This window comes from Staphylococcus kloosii (assembly GCF_032139365.1).
In the GTDB taxonomy this organism is placed as follows: domain Bacteria; phylum Bacillota; class Bacilli; order Staphylococcales; family Staphylococcaceae; genus Staphylococcus; species Staphylococcus kloosii_A.
This window is the reverse complement of sequence record NZ_JAVTDB010000023.1, coordinates 21,056-43,618: the sequence shown is the minus strand read 5'-3', so window position 1 is coordinate 43,618 and position 22,563 is coordinate 21,056. Positions and strand designations below refer to the sequence as shown.

The 22,563-nt window shown below is 33.9% G+C and carries 22 protein-coding genes; 5 read left to right on the top strand and 17 right to left on the bottom strand.

Annotated elements, in window-relative coordinates; all coding sequences use genetic code 11:
- Positions 1–15: 15 nt before the first annotated feature.
- The 14 genes from RPL90_RS02755 to RPL90_RS02690 form a co-directional block, all read right to left on the bottom strand.
- Positions 16–1,413, bottom strand: a complete 1,398-nt coding sequence (locus tag RPL90_RS02755) for an MFS transporter (RefSeq protein WP_313543649.1) — start codon at positions 1,411–1,413, stop codon at positions 16–18.
- A 386-nt stretch (positions 1,414–1,799) separates the two neighbouring features.
- Positions 1,800–2,564 (bottom strand): alpha/beta hydrolase, encoded by a 765-nt coding sequence (locus tag RPL90_RS02750; protein WP_313543626.1) that lies wholly within the window; start codon positions 2,562–2,564, stop codon positions 1,800–1,802.
- Positions 2,565–2,579: 15 nt separating this feature from the next.
- A complete protein-coding gene (locus tag RPL90_RS02745; protein ID WP_313543610.1) occupies positions 2,580–3,275 on the bottom strand; it encodes an ABC transporter permease in 696 nt (231 codons plus the stop codon).
- Positions 3,276–3,278: 3 nt separating this feature from the next.
- Complete coding sequence (locus tag RPL90_RS02740; RefSeq protein WP_313543567.1) at positions 3,279–4,223, bottom strand: osmoprotectant ABC transporter substrate-binding protein; 945 nt, start codon at positions 4,221–4,223, stop codon at positions 3,279–3,281.
- A gap of 15 nt (positions 4,224–4,238) precedes the next feature.
- Positions 4,239–4,874, bottom strand: coding sequence for an ABC transporter permease (locus RPL90_RS02735; RefSeq protein ID WP_103294949.1), 636 nt, complete (start codon positions 4,872–4,874; stop codon positions 4,239–4,241).
- Positions 4,871–6,052, bottom strand: coding sequence for a betaine/proline/choline family ABC transporter ATP-binding protein (locus RPL90_RS02730; RefSeq protein WP_313543509.1), 1,182 nt, complete (start codon positions 6,050–6,052; stop codon positions 4,871–4,873). Before RPL90_RS02730 ends, RPL90_RS02735 begins: the two co-directional genes overlap by 4 nt.
- Before the next feature lie 289 nt (positions 6,053–6,341).
- Positions 6,342–6,815 carry a thioesterase family protein gene (locus tag RPL90_RS02725; RefSeq protein WP_313543495.1) on the bottom strand — a complete coding sequence of 158 codons (474 nt, stop codon included), beginning with the start codon at positions 6,813–6,815 and terminating at the stop codon, positions 6,342–6,344.
- Position 6,816: 1 nt separating this feature from the next.
- Complete coding sequence (locus RPL90_RS02720) at positions 6,817–7,782, bottom strand: 3-hydroxyacyl-CoA dehydrogenase NAD-binding domain-containing protein (RefSeq protein WP_313543479.1); 966 nt, start codon at positions 7,780–7,782, stop codon at positions 6,817–6,819.
- A complete protein-coding gene (locus RPL90_RS02715; protein WP_313543465.1) occupies positions 7,783–8,670 on the bottom strand; it encodes a beta-keto acid cleavage family enzyme in 888 nt (295 codons plus the stop codon). It abuts the gene before it with no gap.
- Positions 8,671–8,805: 135 nt separating this feature from the next.
- The gene (locus tag RPL90_RS02710; RefSeq protein WP_313543448.1) at positions 8,806–9,351 is read right to left on the bottom strand and encodes a TetR/AcrR family transcriptional regulator; all 546 of its coding nucleotides are present in this window, start codon (positions 9,349–9,351) and stop codon (positions 8,806–8,808) included.
- Between the two features lie 36 nt (positions 9,352–9,387).
- On the bottom strand, positions 9,388–9,984 hold the full coding sequence (locus RPL90_RS02705; protein WP_313543432.1) for a YdeI/OmpD-associated family protein: 597 nt from the start codon (positions 9,982–9,984) through the stop codon (positions 9,388–9,390).
- 179 nt (positions 9,985–10,163) lie between these two features.
- The gene (locus RPL90_RS02700) at positions 10,164–11,348 is read right to left on the bottom strand and encodes an MFS transporter (RefSeq protein WP_313543415.1); all 1,185 of its coding nucleotides are present in this window, start codon (positions 11,346–11,348) and stop codon (positions 10,164–10,166) included.
- Between the two features lie 299 nt (positions 11,349–11,647).
- Entirely contained in the window at positions 11,648–12,418 is a 771-nt protein-coding gene (locus RPL90_RS02695) for an ABC transporter permease (protein ID WP_313543377.1), read from the bottom strand.
- On the bottom strand, positions 12,415–13,080 hold the full coding sequence (locus RPL90_RS02690; protein WP_313543360.1) for an ABC transporter ATP-binding protein: 666 nt from the start codon (positions 13,078–13,080) through the stop codon (positions 12,415–12,417). Before RPL90_RS02690 ends, RPL90_RS02695 begins: the two co-directional genes overlap by 4 nt.
- A gap of 249 nt (positions 13,081–13,329) precedes the next feature.
- On the opposite strand from RPL90_RS02690, the gene RPL90_RS02685 reads away from it, so the two are divergent.
- Entirely contained in the window at positions 13,330–14,910 is a 1,581-nt protein-coding gene (locus RPL90_RS02685) for an FMN-binding glutamate synthase family protein (protein ID WP_313543343.1), read from the top strand.
- A gap of 877 nt (positions 14,911–15,787) precedes the next feature.
- Here RPL90_RS02685 and RPL90_RS02680 read toward each other — a convergent pair.
- Together RPL90_RS02680 and RPL90_RS02675 are read right to left on the bottom strand one after the other, a co-directional pair.
- Complete coding sequence (locus tag RPL90_RS02680; protein WP_313543330.1) at positions 15,788–16,024, bottom strand: hypothetical protein; 237 nt, start codon at positions 16,022–16,024, stop codon at positions 15,788–15,790.
- A gap of 161 nt (positions 16,025–16,185) precedes the next feature.
- Positions 16,186–16,257, bottom strand: a complete 72-nt coding sequence (locus RPL90_RS02675; protein ID WP_313543756.1) for a helix-turn-helix domain-containing protein — start codon at positions 16,255–16,257, stop codon at positions 16,186–16,188.
- A gap of 156 nt (positions 16,258–16,413) precedes the next feature.
- Here RPL90_RS02675 and RPL90_RS02670 point away from each other — a divergent pair, with 156 nt between their 5' ends.
- Positions 16,414–17,487, top strand: coding sequence for a M42 family metallopeptidase (locus RPL90_RS02670; RefSeq protein ID WP_313543317.1), 1,074 nt, complete (start codon positions 16,414–16,416; stop codon positions 17,485–17,487).
- Between the two features lie 49 nt (positions 17,488–17,536).
- On the opposite strand, the gene RPL90_RS02665 is transcribed toward RPL90_RS02670, so the two are convergent.
- Positions 17,537–18,355: an SDR family oxidoreductase gene (locus RPL90_RS02665; protein WP_313543304.1), complete on the bottom strand. Its 819-nt coding sequence runs from the start codon at positions 18,353–18,355 to the stop codon at positions 17,537–17,539.
- 223 nt (positions 18,356–18,578) lie between these two features.
- Here RPL90_RS02665 and RPL90_RS02660 point away from each other — a divergent pair, with 223 nt between their 5' ends.
- The 3 genes from RPL90_RS02660 to RPL90_RS02650 all read left to right on the top strand — a co-directional run bounded on the left by RPL90_RS02660 (position 18,579) and on the right by RPL90_RS02650 (position 22,548).
- Positions 18,579–20,117: an AbgT family transporter gene (locus RPL90_RS02660; protein ID WP_313543289.1), complete on the top strand. Its 1,539-nt coding sequence runs from the start codon at positions 18,579–18,581 to the stop codon at positions 20,115–20,117.
- Between the two features lie 140 nt (positions 20,118–20,257).
- A complete protein-coding gene (locus tag RPL90_RS02655; RefSeq protein WP_313543277.1) occupies positions 20,258–21,553 on the top strand; it encodes a D-serine ammonia-lyase in 1,296 nt (431 codons plus the stop codon).
- A gap of 176 nt (positions 21,554–21,729) precedes the next feature.
- The gene (locus RPL90_RS02650; protein ID WP_313543262.1) at positions 21,730–22,548 is read left to right on the top strand and encodes an ATP phosphoribosyltransferase regulatory subunit; all 819 of its coding nucleotides are present in this window, start codon (positions 21,730–21,732) and stop codon (positions 22,546–22,548) included.
- The last annotated feature ends 15 nt before the right edge of the window (positions 22,549–22,563 follow it).

Here is a 22,563-nt window from a genome sequence, read left to right as displayed (position 1 = left end):
TAAACTCTTTATAATTTATATATTACTTTGGTTTTTTGGTACAAAGACTAAGACTGCAACAAATCCTAATATAGCTAATAACGCATCAAAGAAGAATCCATACATAGCACCAAGATGTACATTATAATGTGCTGTCATGACACTAAATACTGTGGCAGAAATTGCCACACCAAATGAATTGCCTAGTGAAGATGCCATTTTATAAATACCTGAGGCCACGCCTACTTTATCTTCTGGCGCTGTCGTAACGGCTGTATCCGTTGAAGGAGTTGCATATATTCCTAATCCTATACCATACAGTAAATAGCCAATGATACATATTACGATATATAACATAGATGATAAGAAAGTAAAGGAAATTAAGATTATTCCAAGTGCATTTAATGCAGCTCCCCATAGCATAGGTTTTTTAGGCCCGATAGCTTGCATTATTTTTTCACCAACCGGAATCATAATTAACACCGAAACTAAATAAGTGATAGACATTGCACCAGATTGGAATGAAGTGAAATGTAATCCAGATTGGAAATACGTGTTTGCTACAATTAGTGTACCTGCAACTGCATTAAGCATGAAGTTAGAGATTGTTGCGCCACTGTATCCTTTATGTTTAAAAACTCTAAAATCAATGAGTGGGTTAACGCGTTTTCGTTCGACTGTTACAAAGGCAATGATAGCAATAATAAACAACGCAATTAAACTTAAAATTAATGGTGAAGTTATACCAAAATGTGATGATTGTGTAATAATTAAATTAATACTTAACATCGCAATAATTAATATCACTAAGCCACTAAAATCAAATTTAGCATTTTTAGCTTTTTGCGTTAATGGCGCCCTTGTTTCAGGCGTATGTTTAATTAAAATCATTGCAATGATTGTGACAATAATTGATATAATAAATATTGAACGCCATCCGAAATAGGTAGCCATAATGCCACCGAAAAATGAAGTTATGCCACTACCGCCCCACGATGCTATTGACCAATACGTCAATGCTCTCTGACGATCTTTACCAATATAATATTCATTAATTACCGCTAAAGTAGCAGGCATAATAAAGGCTGCAGATAATCCTTGTACACCTCTACCGATAACTAACAATGTAGCTAGCCCATTACCTGGTATTACTATTAATATTGAACCTAAAATATTAAGCACTAAACCTATATACATCATTTTCATTCTACCGTACCGGTCTGCTAAACCACCAGTACCAACGACAAACAATCCGCATAATAAGGCTGTTAAGCTAACTGCAGTACTAATAATACCGTCATTCGTATAATATGATTTTTGTAAATCAGGGACGATATTTACTAATGATTGGGCGAATAACCAAAAAGTAATAACTGCTAAAAATATACCTAAAAGAAGTCGATTATCTCCTTTAAAGGTTCGAGATGTATCCATTACAAATTTCCTCCTAAAGTTACTTACCACATAGTCCTGATTTAAAATAGTTATACACCTTTTTAACATGACACCCATTCACACTTTAAAAAAGTCTACCGCTATTTCAAATTACAATAAGTAACCTATTAATTTTACACAGAACTCGTTAAACAAAAGCTTTTTAACTTCTCTTTAAAAAAGTCCATTTAAAAAGAGTAACACTTTGAAAAACAAAAAGCTAAAAGAAAAACTTTAAAATTATAAATTTTAAATAATTTATTTATACGAGGTGTAATAATAGTATTTTTCTAATAAAAATTCATGCTTTGATTTTTAAACTCCGTCAAACTTAATTTTCACTTACAAAAAAACCTATCAGCACAAAGCTGATAGGCTTTTGTTATTTATTTAGTTTGTGCACACCATTCAATAACTTGTTTTATCGCCTTATCCCAGTATGCATAATCATGTTCACCGTGGTCTTCTTTGAATTGATATGTCACACCTCGGTTATCTAAATAATTAATAAATTGTTTGTTATCTTCATATAGAAAATCTTCTTTCCCACACATTATCAATAGTTCAGGCAACATTTTTTGGTGCGCTATTGCTGCATCAACAAGATGATATACGTCTAAATCGGTACCTGTTATATCCTTGTCATTGCCCACTATTGCCTGTGGAGAAAAGTCATACCAATCAATATCTAATAATTTATTTACATCAAACACGGCAGATAATGGACAAGCTTTACTAAATCTGTCGCCTTCGTTTAATGCAAATTTAATCGTGCCATAGCCACCCATAGAATGACCAGCAATATAATTATCATCTCTATCTTTAGATAGGGGTAATATTTGGTGGACGTAATCATAAACTTCTAATATATAATCATAATAATTGTGCCCAAATGCCATATTGCTGTAGGCGCTATGATCAACACGTGGCATAATGACTGCCAATTGTTGCTCATTGGCATATCTTTCGATACTTGTATAACGTACGTATGTTGTTTCATCACTTGATAAACCATGTAGTAACATGAGTGATTTTAATGGTTTGGCTTCTTTATGTGCCTCAAAATAACTATCATCTTCAGGTAAAATAATTGTGATATTTTGATGCATGCCAATTGTTTTCGAATTATAATTTAGCGTAATAACCGCCATATGAGTCAACTCCCCTTATGCGTTTGAATCTTGTGTTGTCGGTGTGGGTTGTTTTTTGCTTTTTTTATTTGATGGATCTAAACGTTTTTCTAACAGTCTTAAACCAACATCAATAATGATAGCAATTAAAGCAATCGGAATCGCACCGGCAAGTATAAAAGTTGTACCGTCAGTGGCATTGGTACCACGAATGACGATATCACCTAGTGTAGGCGCTCCGATAAATGAACCTACGGCAACAACACCTATCGCAACAACAAGTGCGATACGCAAACCACCTAAAATAACTGACATTGAAAGTGGTAATTCAATCATTCTTAATACTTGGTTTTTTGTCATACCCATGCCTTTACCGGCATCTTTAATATTGACATCGACACTACTAATTCCAGTATAAGTATTTTTTATAATCGGTAACAGGGCATATAAAAATACTGTAACAACTACTGTTGTAGGTCCTAATCCCATAACAAGCATCAATATTGCTAACATCGCAATCACAGGTACTGTTTGAATAATATTAGCTATTGAAATAATGACCCATGATAATTTACTATATCGAGCAATAAATATGCCAATGGGAATACCTACTATTGCGGCGAAAAGCACGCCATATACTGACATTAACAAATGCTTAATAAATAATTCCCATAGGTAGCCAAAGTTTACAGAATAATATTCAACTAATTGCTGTAATAAATTTCCACTCATTGATTATTGACCACCTTTCTTTTTATCATCTTCGAAGTAATTATGTTGCTTTAAAAATTCTTCTGCTACGACTGCTGGTTCTTGACCTTTACCGTCGGCTTTATAATTTAATTCTTGCATTTTTTTAGTCGAAATTTTATTTTCTAATTTTTCAACTGATGGTTTTATTTCTGGATGTTTTTTCAATAGTTTATTCGTTACAACCGCACTCGCATCATATGGTGGGAAGAATTTTCTATCATCTTTTAATACTTTTAAGTCGTAAGCCGCAATACGTCCGTCTGTTGAATAGCCTACTGCAACGTCTAAGTTTTTAGATTGTAACGCATCGTATACTAAACCAATTTGCATCGGTCTTACTGTTTTGAAAGAAAAACCATAATCTTTAGTAAAACCAGGATATCCGTCACCCTTACGGTTAGCCCATGAACTATCGATACCTAAACGTAATTGATTACGGTATTTTTTTAAATCAGATACTGTTTTTAAATTATATTTTTCAGCCGTTTCTTTCGTTACCATAAATGCGTAAGTATTAGCAAAGCCATATGAGTTAAAGAATTTTTGATGGAATTTTTTTTGGAATCCATCTTGTGTTACTTTGAGCGCTTTTTTAGGATCTTTTATCGGATCTTCATTTAAAGCACCAGTCAAATCTGTACCTGTGTAGCGTGCACCAGAAATATTAGCATCGCCATTAACTAATGCACTATGTTGAATGGTGCTCGAACCTAAGTTATTAATTAATGTTGGTTGTATTTTACCTTTTGTATCATGTTCAATTTGTAATCTCACCATGTGTGCCATGATTTGAGATTCACTATTCGCAACTGCAGTAATTTTCACGTCATCATTAGACTTACTATCTCCCAATCCAGGTAAGCCACATCCAGATAATAAAACTAGACATATGACGAGAATAAACAATTTGCTTTTTACGTATTTCATAATGTCCTCCTTCAATTATCTAGATACTTTTAACCCTTTTGGAACTGCCCATTTTTCTATTAAAGACAGAATAAAATCTACAAATAATGCCAAAGCTGTAACCAACACAGCCGCACTAACAATCATCAATGGATCATATAAATTTAATCCGTTAAAGACGAAGTCACCTAATCCACCAGCACCTACATAACTTGCCAATGTTGCCCAACTTATTACGTAAACTGATGATAACCGTATGCCACCTAAAATAAGTGGTAATGCTAATGGTAATTCGACATCTTTCATTAATTGGAAGCGTGTCATACCCATGCTTGTGCCAGCTTCTTTTAAATTTTTATCGATGTTTTGTACACCAAGTACTGTATTATTTAAAATCGGTAATAGTACATAGATAAATAATGCTACGATAGCTGGTGTTTTACCTACACCAAATATCGGAATCATAATTGCCAATACCGCTAATGTTGGTATTGTCTGTAGTACACCGGCAATCGTTAAAACGATATTCGAAGTACGTTTTAATTTTGATAACAAAATTCCTATAGGAACAGCAACTACGATCGCAATCAGTAAGGCTATGATAGAAATATAAAAGTGTTCTATCGTTTTAGAAACTAACTGACTGCCGTTTTGGGCTAGAAAATCCATCATCGGTTATCAGCTCCCACATCAGCAGGTTCAATAATCGCATCTTTGTTTTCATCTGAATCTAAATCGCCCCATAAGCTGTCATAGACAATATCTACTAAGTTTGCTCTTGTAACGAGTCCGATTAATGTATGGTTGTCTTCGTCTACTACAGGCACATTTCGTACATTTCGTTTCAAAATAGTACGTACTGAATCTTGTAACTTACTATCTATACGTACTCTGTAAATATCACGTTGCATCATGTCGATAAGTTCTTTATTGTTTCTTAAACCTTGGTTAATATCTTCAATATCGAGATAGCCTAACAAGCGATTCTTTTCACCAACAACAAAGATGGTATCAACACGTCTGTCACGCATGATTTCAACAGCATCATTTAATGTACGATCAACATTTACAGTTACCGGTTTAATCATTGCCTCTTCAACTGATTTCATATTAGGTCGATCTTGAATCAGTCTATTTTGACCAATGAAGTCACGTACGAAATCATTCGCAGGGTTACGTAAAATATTGTCTGGCGTATCAAATTGTACGATTTTCCCTTCAGACATAATACAAATTTTATCTGCTAATTTGATCGCTTCATCCATATCATGTGTAACAAAGATAAATGTTTTACCTAATTTTTGTTGTAATTCTTTAACTAAATCTTGCAATGTGTCACGTGTGATTGGGTCTAGTGCACCAAAAGGTTCATCCATTAAAATAATGTCTTGTTCGGCAGCTAATGCTCTCACCACACCAATACGTTGTTGCTGACCACCAGATAATTGAGATGGATATCTATCTAAAAAATCTTCCGGTAAGTCTACTAATTTAATTAATTCTTTTGCTTTTGCATCCTTTTTCTCTTGAGACCACTTTAATAACTTAGGTACGAGTACGATATTTTCTTTAATAGTCATATGCGGCATAAGACCAATTTGTTGAATTACATATCCAATACTACGTCGCAATTCAACGCCATTCATCTTATTAATATCTTTGCCATTTATTTTAATTTGACCTTCTGTTGATTCAATCATGCGATTTATCATTCTTAAGGCTGTCGTCTTACCACTACCACTTGTACCAATAAAAGCAATAAATTCCCCAGCTTCAATATCTAAAGAAATATTATCTACTGCTTTTTTTCCTCCAGAATAAACTTTTGATAAGTTTTTAATACTTAACATTGACTAATTCCTTTCTATATGTAATTTATCCCCTTAATAAGCAAAAGGGTCATTAGTAAGATGTATTACAAATTCACGAATAAGTAAAAACAAGATACGAATGACCCATTTTCTCGTTTTATGTGACTTAGACAACGATGGCCATCATTTCTAATGGCAATGTCTACTTTCAATAAAATTTATGTTGTCTATAAGTTGTAAGATTTAATCTGTTTTTGTATTTAATGTCGGTTTGTTCAATTAAAAAATTTTTTTAATTGTTACGATTAAATACACTATTATCATAGACTTATTTCTTTATAATTTCAATTTTATGTCCAATTTCTGAAGGTGCTTCATGTTTATCAGCCCTACTCGCATAGTCGTTTATAGCTGATTTAATTTTTTTAGGAAAAGCACTTGGTCGTTGATTTTCAGTATCTATACCCATCAACATCACTTCATAAGTTGCACATTTAACATTGTCTTCATTTAGCATGGTCATAAATGCATGCAGTCTTTTGGCGTCATGATCAATTAATGCAACTTTAACTGTTACTGGCTCATGTAACTTTAACTCTTTTAAAAATAAAACATGATTTTCCAATGTGAATACTGTGTAAGATAATTTCTCGATCGCCTCTTTATCTAATCCTAGAAATGCTAACCAACTATCCGTTGCATCGCTAAACACACGGTTATATGCTGCGTCATTCATATGGTTATTATGGTCCACCCATTCGGCCTTTACCTCTGTATGAAAACTGTACAATTCGTGAGTCATACTAATACACCGACTGTCCTTCTGATTTTTTCATTTGCGGCGTATCTTCTGGCCAATATTCTTCTGCTAGTTTTTTTACTTTGACTAAAAATTCATTACGTTTTTTATCTAAATCAGACATCGAATAATCTTGAGATGACGTTTCACATCCCTCAACGACACTATCGTATAAATCTTGAGTTAGTTCTGGAGCAACTAATTTAGTCCATGGTTTTTTCAAGGCAGGACCGAATTGTTTAAGCATATGGCGCATGCCACCTTCTCCACCGGCTAAATGGAAAGTCATAAACGGACCATATTGTGCATATCTTAACCCTGCCGCATGTGTAAATGCCTTATCTACTTCTTCAGTTGTGGCGATGCCATCATTTACAATATGCAATGCCTCTCTCCAAAGTGCTTCCATTAATCTATCTGCAATATGTCCTTCAATTTCATGTCTGACATGTAACACGTCCATGCCAATACTTTCATAAAGTTTTTCTGCAGCTATAGAAGTAGCTTCTGCCGTATTTTGCCCAGCTACAATTTCGACTAACGGCAAAATGTAGACCGGATGAAAAGGATGCGCTACTACAAAACGTTCAGGATGTTTTAAATTTTGTTGTAATTCAGACGGCATAATACCCGATGTACTAGACCCTATCGTCGCATCTGGTTTGGCATAGAAGTCAATTTCAGTTAAAACTTTATCTTTAAGTTCTTCAATTTCTGGCACATTTTCTTGAATATGGTCGGCATCTTTTACCGCTTCAGCTAATGATTCAGTAAACGTCAAATTGTCTAATGATGCATGCTCACTCATACCTAATGCTTTAGCGTATGGCCAGTTCTGTTTAACTTGAGTTAACATACGCTCATATGCGCCTTCACTTGGATCTGTTGCTACGACTTGATGCCCGTGCGCTAACATTCTTGTAATCCAACCGCTACCTATTACTCCCGTTCCAACTACAGCAAATTTCATTTATAAGTCTCCTTTAGGGTTTCTTAAATTATAATATTCTCTTGCTTCTTGCGGCGTCATCGGTTCAATATTTAACTCACTAAGTATCTCTTTAGCACGTTTTACGAGTTGTTCATTTGTAGCTTTAACACCTTTAGATAAATATAAATTATCTTCTAAACCTACACGTACATTACCACCTCGTTTTGCTGCTTCTTCGACCGTTGGCAATTGTAGACGGCCGATACCAAACGCCGACCAAGATGCGCCCTCTGGTATACGCGTTTTTAAATATTCGATTGTTTCTGGGTCGTTTTCTAAGCCCCATGGTATACCTAAACAAAATTGGAATAATGGTTGACCATCAATCAAACCTTCTTTAATAAGTTGTTTAGCAAAGCTGACATGACCTGTATCAAAACATTCTAATTCTGGTTTAACGCCCGCTTCTTGAACAAGTGCTGCTTGTTTACGCAACCAATTTGTAGGACTTAAATAAACATCATCCCCCATATTGACGCTACCACAATCCAATGTACACATTTCAGGCAATAATTTACCTACCGGTTCATGACGTTGTTCGGGTGTTTGCATATCTGTACCTACGCCACCCACTTCAGGATTTTCTAAACTCGGTATAAAATCACCGCCACCACCTGAAGTAATATTAATAATGATATCTTCGTCTGCCGCTCTAATGAGTTCGACAGCTTTTTTAAAAAATTCTACGTTATGACATACTTTTCCAGTTTGTGGATCTCTTACATGAATATGTGCTACCGTCGCACCTGCTTTTGCACATTTAATTGCTGAATCTGCAATTTCCTCTGGTGTAACAGGTACATTACTATTTTTCTCTACAGTATCTCCCGCTCCTGTTAAAGCAACTGTAAGCATGACTTTGTTCATAATTTTACCTCCAAACTTGAATTAACACATTGGTTAGTGTACCAACTGGACGGTTAAGTTTCAACTTTGTCTAAGCAATAAAAAAAGAGGTCATAAGCTCGAACACTTACTACCTCTTAGGATATAGAAAATTATTTAATTTTTATTATGATATGAATAATCTACTAAACGATTTAACACAGCTTGACGCATTTGTTCATCTATTGCATCTATACCAAATATTTCAGACAGCCATAACCCGTCTACTGCTAGCCTATAAATCGTCGCATCTATATCATCCAAACCATCGTTTTCAATCTCGGATTGCCAAGATTTATATGTTTGTTGTAACGGAAGTAACAAGTTACTATCCGTACCTTGTGCTGCTAACATTCCAGAAGTTATGGAGGCATTTTCTTTACGATGCTCTCTTGTCGCTTCAATAAAAGCTCGTATTAATTTACCTTGCTGTTCTGTTTGTTCAGCTTTATGCTCATTCACGTTAGTACGGTACAATTCATCTGCATAATTCACCAAGCCTTGTATTAATGCAGCTTTATTATTGAAATGATATAGTAACCCGCCTTTACTAACTCCAGCTCGTTTAGCAACAGCATCTAAAGTTAAATATTCAATACCTTGTTCGTTTACAATGTGCGCTGCAGATTCTAATAATTGAATGCGTTTAGATGATTTTGCCATTTACGTCCCTTCTTTCATTATCTTATTTCAAATGTTTTAGTCATTCATACCTTTCCCATCAAGTATATGATCAACATATTTTTCAACTCGTTGCGTTCTCGTTGCAGATCTTTTAGCTTGACCAATGTGGTACATATACTGACGCTGTCTACCTGGTGTTAAGTTATCGAACGCTGTTTTTAATTCTGGCATGCTATCAAATTTTGCTTGTAATTCTTCAGGCATTTCATAGTCTTCTGTTTTTTTCATCGGCACTTTTTTACCTGACTTTTCTATTTTAATAGCCTCTGCTATATACCACGCAATTTCAGCTTTACGTTTTTGAACTTCTGTATAACTTTCAAATCGTAACTGTCTGGCTGCTTGAACATTTTTAGTTTGTTGAATTAAACTATTATATTTATCTTCCATAATAGCGCCTTTTTCAAATAATAATGCACAGTAATGTTTAAAATCTTGAACGATAACGACATTTTTATTGTTTAAAGTGTAGCATGGATGCATCCACTTGTAGTCTTCTGTTAATTCAGATTCTAGTAATAATGTTCTTAAAAATTTAAACTCATCCTGCCATTGTTTTAAGTTGTCAATAAAGCCATCTACTTTATCATGTGTCGGTGTATTGTCGCTCATGTTCTTCCCTCCAATAGTCACGTCCTATTAATTATTTATATCATACTACAATATCAATTTATTATTCCATTTAAAGTTTTATTTATAATCTAATCTAATCATTTTAATTACTTAAAAGTAAACCGAATACATGAAAAAACCAAACGTTAGTGATAACGTTTGGCTATTAACTGTATCATTTAATTTTTATTTACGGATTCATTAGCATATTTAGCTCTTGGTTTTAAACTAATAATTATAATCAATGCAACAAATGCAATAATGGCCGTCACATAAGTCGTTGCATGGACGCTCATTTTTGATACTACAAGTCCGCCGACAATGCCTCCAATACCAATACCGGCATTCAAACTAGACATATTCCAGCTCATCACTTGGCTCGTATCGCCTGCAACGTGTTCTATGACACCACTTTGTACCGCAGGATTGGTACTCCATTGCATGACATTCCATATAAATATAGTTAATAATAACAAAATAGTCCCAGGTAATACTAAGTTCAACAGTAACATCATAACGATAAATATTGTTGTCGCGATTGTCAGCCAATATTTACTCGTCAATTTATCTGATAAGAATCCTCCCATCGACGTTCCCATAACGCCAGCGATTCCGTTTATTAGTAAAACAATTGATACAAACGATAAAGTATGACCGTTCGATAACATGAGTGGGTTAATATAAATAAACGTCACTGAATTTGCTACTAATAATAAAAATGTAATACATAAATATTTACCTATCTCAAATGGTCGTAACACACGAGATAGTGTTTGATTATGCGATGACGATGTTTGTGTTGTAGCTTTATTTTCTTTACTTACAGGAATATAAATATACATCAATAAACCTACAATAACGCTAATAACAACGATAAACACAAAAGTGAAACGCCATCCTATCCAATCACCAATAATTGTACCGATTGGAACACCTAAAACATTTGCACCGCTGAAGCCAGAATAAACTATACCAATCATTTTCCCTCTATTTTGTGGAGAAGTGAGCAATGCAGTAAGCGCAAGTGTCTTCACAACGATAAGTGATGCCGCTGCTGATGATAAGATTCTACCTATCACTAATATTGTAAAGTTAGGCGCTACAGCAATAATTAAATTTCCGATAATAAATACGAATAAAGTTATAAGTAATAACGGTCTAGCATTAAATTTATTCGTTAACTTTACTAAAATTGGTCCTGCAATAGCAAAAGTAATGGCATATAACGTTACAAGTTGCCCCACAACGGGTTCAGAAACATTTAAATCATCACTCATTAAATTCATGATACCTGCAACCATCATTTCAACCATACCAACAATAAAAATACTAAATATAAAAGTGGTCGTACGCATTATAGTCATACGGTTCCTCCTTCCTGTTGTCATTTTTCACATAGCCATTCCATTATATACCATGCGTCAACAGGTTTGGGAGTCACACTATTTCTATATTACCGACTTAAAAAATACGAAGGAAGCGAAAAAATTCTTATTTTTATAAGAAGATTTTGTAATCCCCCCGGCAAGGATGACTAGCGTTGAAAGCAGCTTGATATAAACGCATTTTCAATTCAGTCATCTACTGCCTATATAAAAGTAGCGCCCGAAGACCATATGATGTCCCGCTCCGCATCAAAATATTTTTAATTATTTTTTTCTTATCATTTAGCGTCATGCATCGTTCTAGCAATGAGTTGATCACGATAGTTAAAAAATTGTCGATAACTAATATATGTAGCGATAAGTGCTGACATAATCGTTGCCGTAGTATGAATAAAAATAACCATCAATTGGAATTTAATGGCATCTAACGGCGGCATTCCACCGATAATAAGACCTGTCATCATCCCTGGAATCGAAACGATACCATACGTTTTAACAGAATCAATCGTTGGAACAATAGCTGTTTTAATGCTTTCTCGCACCGTAGCTTTGGACGCCATTTTTGGATCTGCCCCTAAAGCTAATTTGGCTTCAATTTGTTCTAATTGTTGCACAAACTCTTTATCCATATTTTGATAAGCGAGGTTAATGGCAATTAAACTATTACTTGCGACCATACCAGCTACCGGTATAACTTCATTAGGTTTAAAACTAATAGCACCAGTTAAAGTTACACCGACTAGTGGTAAAGTCACACCGACGAATATTGCGACAAAAGACACTAAAAAAACATGGTGCATAACTGGTGATGCACGATGAATGGTATTCCATGAAGCATTGATAATAATAACTAAAACAAATAAAATTAAAATCCAAACTTGATTTACATTAAAGATAAAATGTAGTAAAAAGCCTAATACTGCAAGTTGTACAATCGCACGTACAGTAGCAATTAACAAATCTTTTGTAATATACAACTTCTCTTTATAAGAAACAATAATTGGAAATAACAGTAGTAAGGCTGTTAGGGCTAATGCTGTTACACTCATGATAAATTCTCCTCACTTTCTATTTTTCCATTTACAATTTTTATACGTTTACTAAAATTACGCATGCTTTGATCGTCATTGTGTGTGATCCACATAATTGTGACACCGTCTTTAGCCAAATCAAAAATCATTTTTTCGATAGTTGCTCTATTTTTTGCATCAAGTGCGCTTGTTGCTTCATCTAATAATAGTATTTGAGGGATGTACATTAATTGTCTAGCAATCGTTATACGTTGTCGCTCTCCTCCAGATAAATGGTTAACACGCGCATCTAAGTTATAGTGTCCCATACCTACTCTTTTCAATAATTGTTTTGCACGTTTTTTATCAAATTTTTCGTTACGCACACGTGCTGGGAATGACAAATTCAAACCTATTGTAGGCTCAAATAAGTCACTTTGTTGTAATAAATAACTGACTTCCATCCTTAATTGTTCTGGATTAATTTGTTCATAAGGCGTCCCGTTTAACGTTATCGACCCTTTAGTTGGACTTATTAAATTACTCATAAGTCTAAACAATGTACTTTTACCGCTACCAGATGGTCCAATTACTGCGATAGTTTCACCTTTATTAACAGTGAAACTTAAATCATCAATAATTGTGCGATCATCTGCGATGTATGAAATATCTTTGATTTGCAACAATGTTTTTTCCTCCATATTTTAATAAAATACCACCTTAAATTTTATATTATCTATACAATAAGTCCTTTTCGACAAATTGTTTATTTACTTAGTAATAACACTTTTCAAAGTTCTTAAAACTTATTACTATTGACGATTTAAAACACTAGTGCATTTAATTATTTTTAAAATTTATACTGTGAACATTTTAGTTAAATAAAGCTTATTTTTAATTGTAATAATTTCTATATGATGTAATATTAAATTTAATGGGGAGGAATGAATATGACACTTTTAACAATTTTACAATTTATAGTAAATATTATTATTGTATGCTTTATACTTGGCGGAGTTATTACTGCTGCATTATTAATTTTTAAAGATAAACGCCAATCTCAACATAGTGTGTTACGCAATTATCCTTTATTAGCACGTATTAGATATTTCTTTGAAAAAGTCGGTCCAGAAATGCGTCAATATTTTTTCTTAGAGGATAAAGAAGGTAAACCATTTTCCAGATTAGATTATAAAAACATTGTTTTAGCTGGTAAATACAATTCAAGAATGGCAAGTTTCGGAACGGAAAAAGATTACGCCGCAGGATTTTATATTAAAAATACGATGTTTCCGCATCAGGCTTCCGAATTGCGCATTGATCAAAGTGTATTAATTTCTAGTTTCATTTATAAAATTGATAACGAACGCCTTTTCGAAAGAGAGGAGCATCGCGAAGCATCACAAATTAATCCTTATTTTTTAGATGATAAAGATGAAATTATTATTGGACCTAAACTGGCACACCCATTCCGCTTAAAACGTTTAGTTGGACAATCAGGTATGAGTTACGGCGCTTTAGGTGGCAATGCAATTACCGCACTGTCCAAAGGATTAGGTCAAGCTGGTACGTGGATGAATACGGGCGAAGGTGGCCTCTCAAAATATCATCTCACTGGTAATACAAATATTATTTTCCAAATTGGTCCTGGACTATTTGGTGTCAGAGACGAAGATGGTAATTTCAATATAGATTTATTCAAAGAGTTAGCTGATTCTGAAAATATAAAAGCATTTGAAATTAAACTTGCACAAGGCGCTAAAACACGTGGTGGACATATGCAAGGTAATAAAGTAACAGAAGAAATCGCTAAAATTAGAAAAGTGAAACCGTGGGTGACGATTAACTCACCTAACCGCTTCGATTTTATAAACAATACATACGAGTTGCTATCGTGGGTTGAACATTTGCAAACGGTGGGACAAAAACCTGTAGGGTTCAAAATTGTTGTCAGCTCCACTTCTGAAATTGAAACACTGATTAAAACAATGATAGAAACAAATATTTATCCTAATTTCATTACTATAGATGGTGGCGAAGGTGGGACAGGCGCTACATTCCAAGAATTACAAGATGGTGTTGGCCTACCATTATTTACAGCCCTCCCTATCGTATCAGGCCTGTTAGAAAAATATGAAGTACGTGATCAAGTTAAAATCTTTGCTTCAGGTAAACTTATTACGCCAGATAAAATCGCTATAGCATTAGCTTTAGGTGCAGATTTAGTCAATATTGCGCGTGGAATGATGATTAGTGTCGGTTGCATTATGAGTCAACAATGTCATTTAAATACTTGTCCAGTAGGTGTTGCTACGACAGATCCTAAGAAAGAACAAGCGCTTATAGTAGAAGAAAAGAAATATCGTGTGACTAACTATATTACAAATTTACACGAAGGCTTATTCAATATTGCAGCAGCTGTTGGTGTTAACAGTCCGACACAAATTAATAAAGATCATATTATTATCAAAAAACATGATGGTACCATACAATCAATTAATGATTATAAACTTAAATTATTAGAGTCATAAGTAATGTAGGTTAAACAATTGGGTAGACTCAGAAAATAATATTTATTTTTTATACACAAATAAACAATTATGACTAGTTTTTAAAGCTAAAGAATCTTTTAAATCAAATAATAACGAAGCCTTTTACATGCTTGAACAAATTGATTAAGCAATCCTCGTAACTTTGAAAAGATTCAAAAAAGCATTACGTGAGCGTAGTATTAAAGGGCAAAATGAGACGGTTATATCAATACAAGGTTATCATTTTATCTAAACTAGAAGAGATGCATACAGCTCACATGTGTAGTAAAAATATGGATAATATTTTTATCAGTAGAAAGAAGATAATTCTTTTTTTCTCAGCGAGAACTATAGCGTTTAACTAAGCAATGTCTAAAAATGACCAATTTATTCAGCTGAAATCCTTCACATATAAATCAAGTGAAGTGACAATGGAAATGTATTATATATGTTATAAATTTATTTGTATCATGCTAGCAAGTTAGGAAAAGAAATAATTTAAATGATATATTTACTATTTATTCTATAATCGTGCAACAGAAGCAACTAAAAAATGGTCTCAAAAAATAACTAAAGGACAATTAGCTGGTACTTCTGCAACAATTGGTGGGGTTATATCAATTGTTGGTGGACTTGTAACTGCTGGAACAGTTTCCTCTATAGCGGGTGGTGCTTTTGAAATTATTTCTGGAGTTATCACAGGTTCTAAATATAACGGTGTAACTGTTGGTGGGACAGCTACTAAAAGATTAGTAAGAGAAAACCCTTATCAAAAACCAGTAGAAAGATGGGTTTATAAAATTACATGGGCTAAACCTTATTAATTAATAAGGTAAAAATAGACTGTTCCCTTAAATAGAGAGCAGTCTATTTCATATTAAAATATACTTAAAAAGAATAATATACCTGCTATTAACGGTAAAAGTGCTATAAGAAATGATTTTCTCACATACACAATAAACATAGAAAATAAAAACATAGCATAGAAAATTGATTCAACTGTTTGACTAAAATGAGTTATTTGAAACAGGTTAATATTTGCTAAAATTAAAAATATAATAGCAACCACAAAAAATATTATCTCGTATAATTTCCATTGTACTTTTTCTTTCATATTATTTACACCTCTAAAAATAATATTTGCTTTCCCCATTATATTTACATAAAAAATTAAATTTTCATTTTTTTGAATTAAAACATTAGTTGAAAAAACATAATTTCCTTAGGTTTATATGTAGGAAGTACTGAAACACTTCTAATTGTAGCAGGATATATTTAATCCTTAAGCATCCTATATACTGTAGAGCGACTTACACCTTTTTGTTTCGCAATTTCTTTTCCAGTAATTTATTCAGTGTATAAACATTACTGTTTTGTTAATCTAACTGCTTTGTTAAATTATCGACATATTTTCATCATTTTAACTGTATAAGTATTGCATTAATAGCATTTCAAAAATTTAGTGCTACAATATAATTAAATAAAAATATAGGGGGTTATTTTGTGAAAAATTCAATAGAATTGTTGAAAACTTTAACAGATGTAAATGGTATTGCTGGTCATGAAATGCAAGTTAAGTCTTTAATGCATGACTACCTAAAACCACTTAGTGATGAAATTATTGAAGATAACTTAGGTGGCATTTTCGGCAAAAAGAATGCTACTAATGGTACTAAATCGATTATGGTTGCCGGCCATTTAGACGAAATTGGTTTCATCGTTACTCAAATTGATAATAATGGTTTTATCAAATTCACACCAGTTGGCGGTTGGTGGAACCAAGTAATGCTTTCACAAAAAGTAACGATAACTACTGACGAGGGGAAACAAATTCGTGGTATTATTGGCTCTAAACCACCTCATGCCTTGTCACAAGAAGCACGTAAAAAAACAATTGATATTAAAGACATGTTTATAGATATTGGGGTCAAAAGTAAAAAAGAAGCGGAACAATTTGGTATCGACGTAGGTAATATGATTACACCATATAGCGAATTTGAAACTTTAGCCAACAATAAATATTTAACGGCAAAAGCTTTTGATAATCGTTATGGCTGTGCCCTTGCTGTTGATGTATTAGATAATTTAAAAAATGAAAATATCAATATCGATTTATATTCTGGCGCAAATGTCCAAGAAGAAGTTGGTTTACGTGGTGCTAAAGTAGCGGCCAACAAAATCAAACCTGATTTAGCGATTGCTGTTGATGTCGCCGTAGCATATGACACACCAGATATGTCTCAACTCAGTGATACTGCCCTTGGTGAAGGCCCAGTTGTCATTATTATGGATAGCAGTATTATTGGACATGTAGGTTTCAGTAAACATGTTAAGCAAATTGCGAAGAAACATAATATCTCAATTCAATTAGATACTACTATCGGTGGTGGCACAGATGCTGGTAGTATTCATGTAGCTAACGAAGGTGTGCCGACATTATCTATTGGTGTGGCGTTACGTTATATGCACTCTAACGTTTCAGTGTTGCATACTGACGACTATAAAAATTCGGTTAATTTAATTACAGAAATTATTAAATCATTAGACGATGACACAGTTGAAAGCATTAAATGGTAGGTACAGAGAAAAAGCTGATAGCACAATGCTATCAGCTTTTTCTATAAATTTATTTAATTGATTTTTTCCAACTATCATCGCTTAACATTTCACCAGGCCATGTGTAAGACATCACACCACCATCAATCGTTATCGTTTCACCAGTAATAAATGAACTGTCATCAGAAGCTAAAAACGTCACTAATTTACCTACTTCACTCGGCTTACCTAGTCGACCCAACGGCGTTACCCATTTTTGATTTTCTCTAAAGTCTTGTCCCGCTTTGTCGTTTTCACTACCTACGAGTTTATCCACCAATGGCGTTTCAATTGTACCTGGAGCAATAGCGTTTGCTCGTATATTTTCACGTCCATATTCTATCGCTGTTGAGCGTGTAAAGTTTATAACGCCACCTTTTGCTGCATTATAACCTGATCGATTTAAATCGGCGGCTTGTCCAGAAAATGATGCTGTATTAATAATAGCGCCACCGTTATCTAACATGAGTGGAATAAAGAATTTTGTCATTAAAAATGTCCCTCTTAAATCGACGTTAATTATTTTATCGAATACTTCAATAGGATACTCATGAATGCGACCAGCTGCGTTATCAACACCAGCATTATTAAATAACACATCTATCGTACCATAGGTTTCTTGAATGTTTTTGGCTGCCCTTTCTACCGCATGTTCATCGGAAATATCAATATGATAAGCTTTAGCCTTACCACCTGCATTATTTATAGCTTTAACTGTATCATCTATGTCATTTGATATATCGAAGGCTAATACTTCGGCACCTTCATTTGCTAATGCTTCGGCAGATGCTTGACCTATACCAGTACTCGCTCCTGTTATTACTGCCACTTTATTATCTAATCTTCCCATTAAAACTCACTCCTTTAATAATCGTCACTTTACCTTTCCTTATTTAAAGATTGCCTGTTTAAGAAACTACTAAACATACGACAAGTAGTTGTTACTTTTATATACTCAATCATTCAACAAAATAAGTAGCTAATCGCATAATAAAATATTAATTTACAGAAAATTATGTTTTTTTATCTTTTGCTTTGTTATAATTTCGATAAATTTCAAAGGGGGCGGTTTTATGAGTTCAAATGTTAAGCAGAAAAAGTCACTTATGAATAAATTTTTAAACGTCGTAGAAGGCGTGGGTAACCGTTTACCAGATCCTAGTATTCTTTTCTTTTTAATGTGTCTTGGTTTAGCAATTCTTACATGGATTGTTTCTTTATTTCATGTGTCAGTTAAACACCCAGGAACTGGTAAAGCCGTAGAAATTAAAAGTATAATAAGTGCCGATGGTATCCAAATGATTTTAAACGATGCGATAAAAAATTTCTCCGAGTTTCCTGCTTTAGGCCTAGTGCTAGCAGTTATGTTAGGAATTGGAGTTGCTGAAAAAACGGGCTATTTTGATAAGTTAATGATTCAAGTCGTCCATAAAGCACCTAAAAAGATTATCGTACCTTGTATTATTGTTATAGGCATATTAGGTAATGCGGCTGGAGATGCAGCACCTATCGTCTTACCACCTATTACCGCAATGGTATTTATCAAATTAGGTTATCACCCTATCGCTGGTTTAGCTATGGCTTATGCGTCGGCTTTAGGAGGTTTCTCAGCCAATTTAATATTAGGTATGACAGATGCCTTAGTATACTCATTTACAGAACCAGCAACTAAAATCGTGTCAGATAAAATACATATCAATGTTGCAATGAACTGGTATTTTATTGCAGCAAGTGTTGTCGTATTATTACCTGCAGTTTACTGGGTTACAATGAAATTAGTCATACCGAGATTAGGTACATATGACGATACAAATTCTGATATTAGTACGGATGATTCAAATAATTCCATCACGCCAACACAACAACGTGCAGTATTTTGGGCTAATATCAGTTTTGTCGCTTCAATAATAGTTTTAATTATTTTAGCCATACCTGAAAACAGTTTCTTACGTAATGCCAAGACGGGTAGTCTACTCAATGATGCTCCAATTTTAAATGGCGTTGGCTTAATTTTACTCATTATATTTTTAATTCCGGGTATTGTTTATGGGGTAATGACTAAAGAAATAAGCAATACAAAAGACTTAGGTCAAATGTTTACTGATTCTATGGCTTCTATGGGTTCATTTATCGTTATCGTCTTTTTCGCAGCACAACTATTAGCATTTTTAGAATGGAGCAATTTAGGTATTATTGTAGCTGTAAAAGGTGCCGAACTATTGAAAGGTCAAAATGGCGTCGTGTTAATTATCGGTATTATTATTCTTAGCGCGTTAATAAATATGTTAATTGGTAGTGCCTCTGCAAAATGGGGTATTTTAGCACCAATATTTATACCGATGCTTATACTAGTAGGGTTCCATCCAGCATTCACACAAATGTTATATCGTATTGGAGATTCAATATCCAACCCTATTACGCCTATGATGCCTTATTTACCTTTACTGTTATCATACGCTCAAAAATACGACAAAAATATGCAACTCGGATCTTTAATATCGAGTTTAATGCCTTATACCATTGTATTAAGTATCGTGTGGCCATTGTTTATGATTATTTGGTATTTAATCGGGTTACCATTAGGTCCAGGCGGCCCTTTGCTTACTAAATAAAAGCAAACATTATATAATTAAATTAAGCAAAAACAACGTTCCTATGTAAATAATTGTTATATAGGAACGTTTAGTACATTTATTAAGTAATTGCGCAATTACTTAATAAATAATAACAACAATAAGGAGTGGAACCATCAATGATTGATGTAACAACTTTAAAAAATAACTATCCTCTTATTCAAAGCATGCAGCATTACGATACTATTTTTTGGCGTAATCCACGTTTCGAATATGAATCAATGTCGACGTATTCTATTAAAGATATTGAAGAAGCTGATGCACGCTTAAGACGCTTTAGTAGTTATTTAGCATCTGTTTTTCCTGAAACGCGCGCTTCCAACGGTATCATTGAGTCTGCACTCGTCCCACTTCCAAATATGCAAAACATTTTAAAAGAGCAACAAGGCATTGATTTGAAAGGACAATTATTATTGAAATGTGATAATGCCTTACCTATTTCTGGTTCTATCAAAGCACGAGGCGGCATATATGAAGTGTTAAAATATGCAGAACACATCGCTATGACTAAAGGTACACTAACACAAGAAGATGATTATGCAATATTAGACTCAGCGTACTACCACAAAATATTTTCTGACTATACCATTGCGGTAGGTTCGACGGGTAATTTAGGTTTAAGCATCGGTATGATGAGTGCGAAATTAGGCTTTTCTGTTAATGTCCATATGTCTAGCGATGCACGTCAGTGGAAAAAAGAATTATTACGATCTTTAGGTGTAACTGTGACTGAACATGATTCTGACTATCAAGTAGCTGTAGCTGAAGGTAGAAAGATCGCTCAAAAAAATCCAAAGTGTCATTTTGTTGATGATGAGAATTCTGAAGATCTATTTTTAGGTTATACAGTATCTGCCTTACGTCTAACAGAGCAGCTTGAAACACAAAATATCATGATTGATTCAGAACATCCTTTATGTGTTCACATTCCATGCGGTGTAGGTGGTGGACCTGGTGGTATCGCATTCGGCTTACGTGAAGTATTAGGCCCTCATGTTTATTGTTTCTTTGCCGAACCAACACATGCACCATGTATGACTTTAGGTTTAATGACACAATTATTTGATAATATTGCAGTAACCGATATTGGTTTAGATGGTCAAACAGATGCCGATGGATTAGCTGTATCTCGCCCTTCAAAATTAGTAAGTAAAATTATGTCACCTCTATTATACGCTTCATATACAGTGCAAGATAAGATGATGTATCGTTACTTGTATTTATTGTCTAAGACTGAACAAATTAACATTGAACCCTCAGCCGCTTCAGGATTTAATGGGCTTGCACAAACTGTTCAACACTTATCGCATTTAAATACTAAAAACACAACACATATCGTTTGGGCTACAGGCGGCAATATGGTGCCAGATAACGATATGGCAAATTATATAGCTTACGGTAAATCAATAGATTAATACAGAGCGCATTGCACGTTGTAATTTAACACCTGCACTAAATTATAAAGTGCAATTAATCTATCTATAATATTCAGAAAATTTATTGAATTTAAACAATTGGTGTGTTACAGTATAACTTATCATTTAATACTTTACTTCGGTAGAGAGTAAAAGCAAATGCAAAGGATGGTTTTATGACAAATTCAACAACTTTAATCGCAAACAAAGAAAACGAAATTGCCTTTTTAAAGCATTTTGAAGCCGCAAATTTTGAACTTGTTGACTTTAGCTTTATTGAATCTTTAAAGTGGCCTACGCTCACTCAAGATGATTTACATCAAATGACGGAACGTAGTTTTTGGCAACATAACCATCAAATTTTTGCTTTACGCAATGACTTTACTGATCAATTATTACGTTATTACAGTCAATACCCTGCTGAATACGATAAAGTAGCATATTCTGGACCTATAATACGAGATAACATCGTTAATACACAACTTGGTATTGAACACTACAATCCAACTGTTACTCAAATGCAACATGACTTTAGTGCATTTTACGACTTTATCAAAACAACGCTAGATGATGACATTGACTTTGTTATTTTAGGCCATTACCAACTTATAGACTTATTACTAGAACAACCATATCAAGACGATACGACGTTAAAATATATTCAAGAGCGCAATATTTCGGCGTTATCCCAACTTTTAGGTACTGCGCACCCTATTGTTCAATTACTGACGACTAATACGACTGAACAATTAAAATTGTTAACACAATTGTATACGCCGGACCATACAACGATACAAGCGCTAACACGTTGGGAACAATATTTCAAATCGTTGGGCATAAATAATATCCATTTAGACATCACGCCTCAACCCCCACGTTCATATTATAAAGGTGCATTTATGAGTTGTACGTTAAAACGTAATAAAGACCAACAATTAACTGGTGGCTATTACAAAGGTACATTAGAAGGGTTCGGCTTAGGTTTTATACTTTAATTTTGAAGGAGAGAA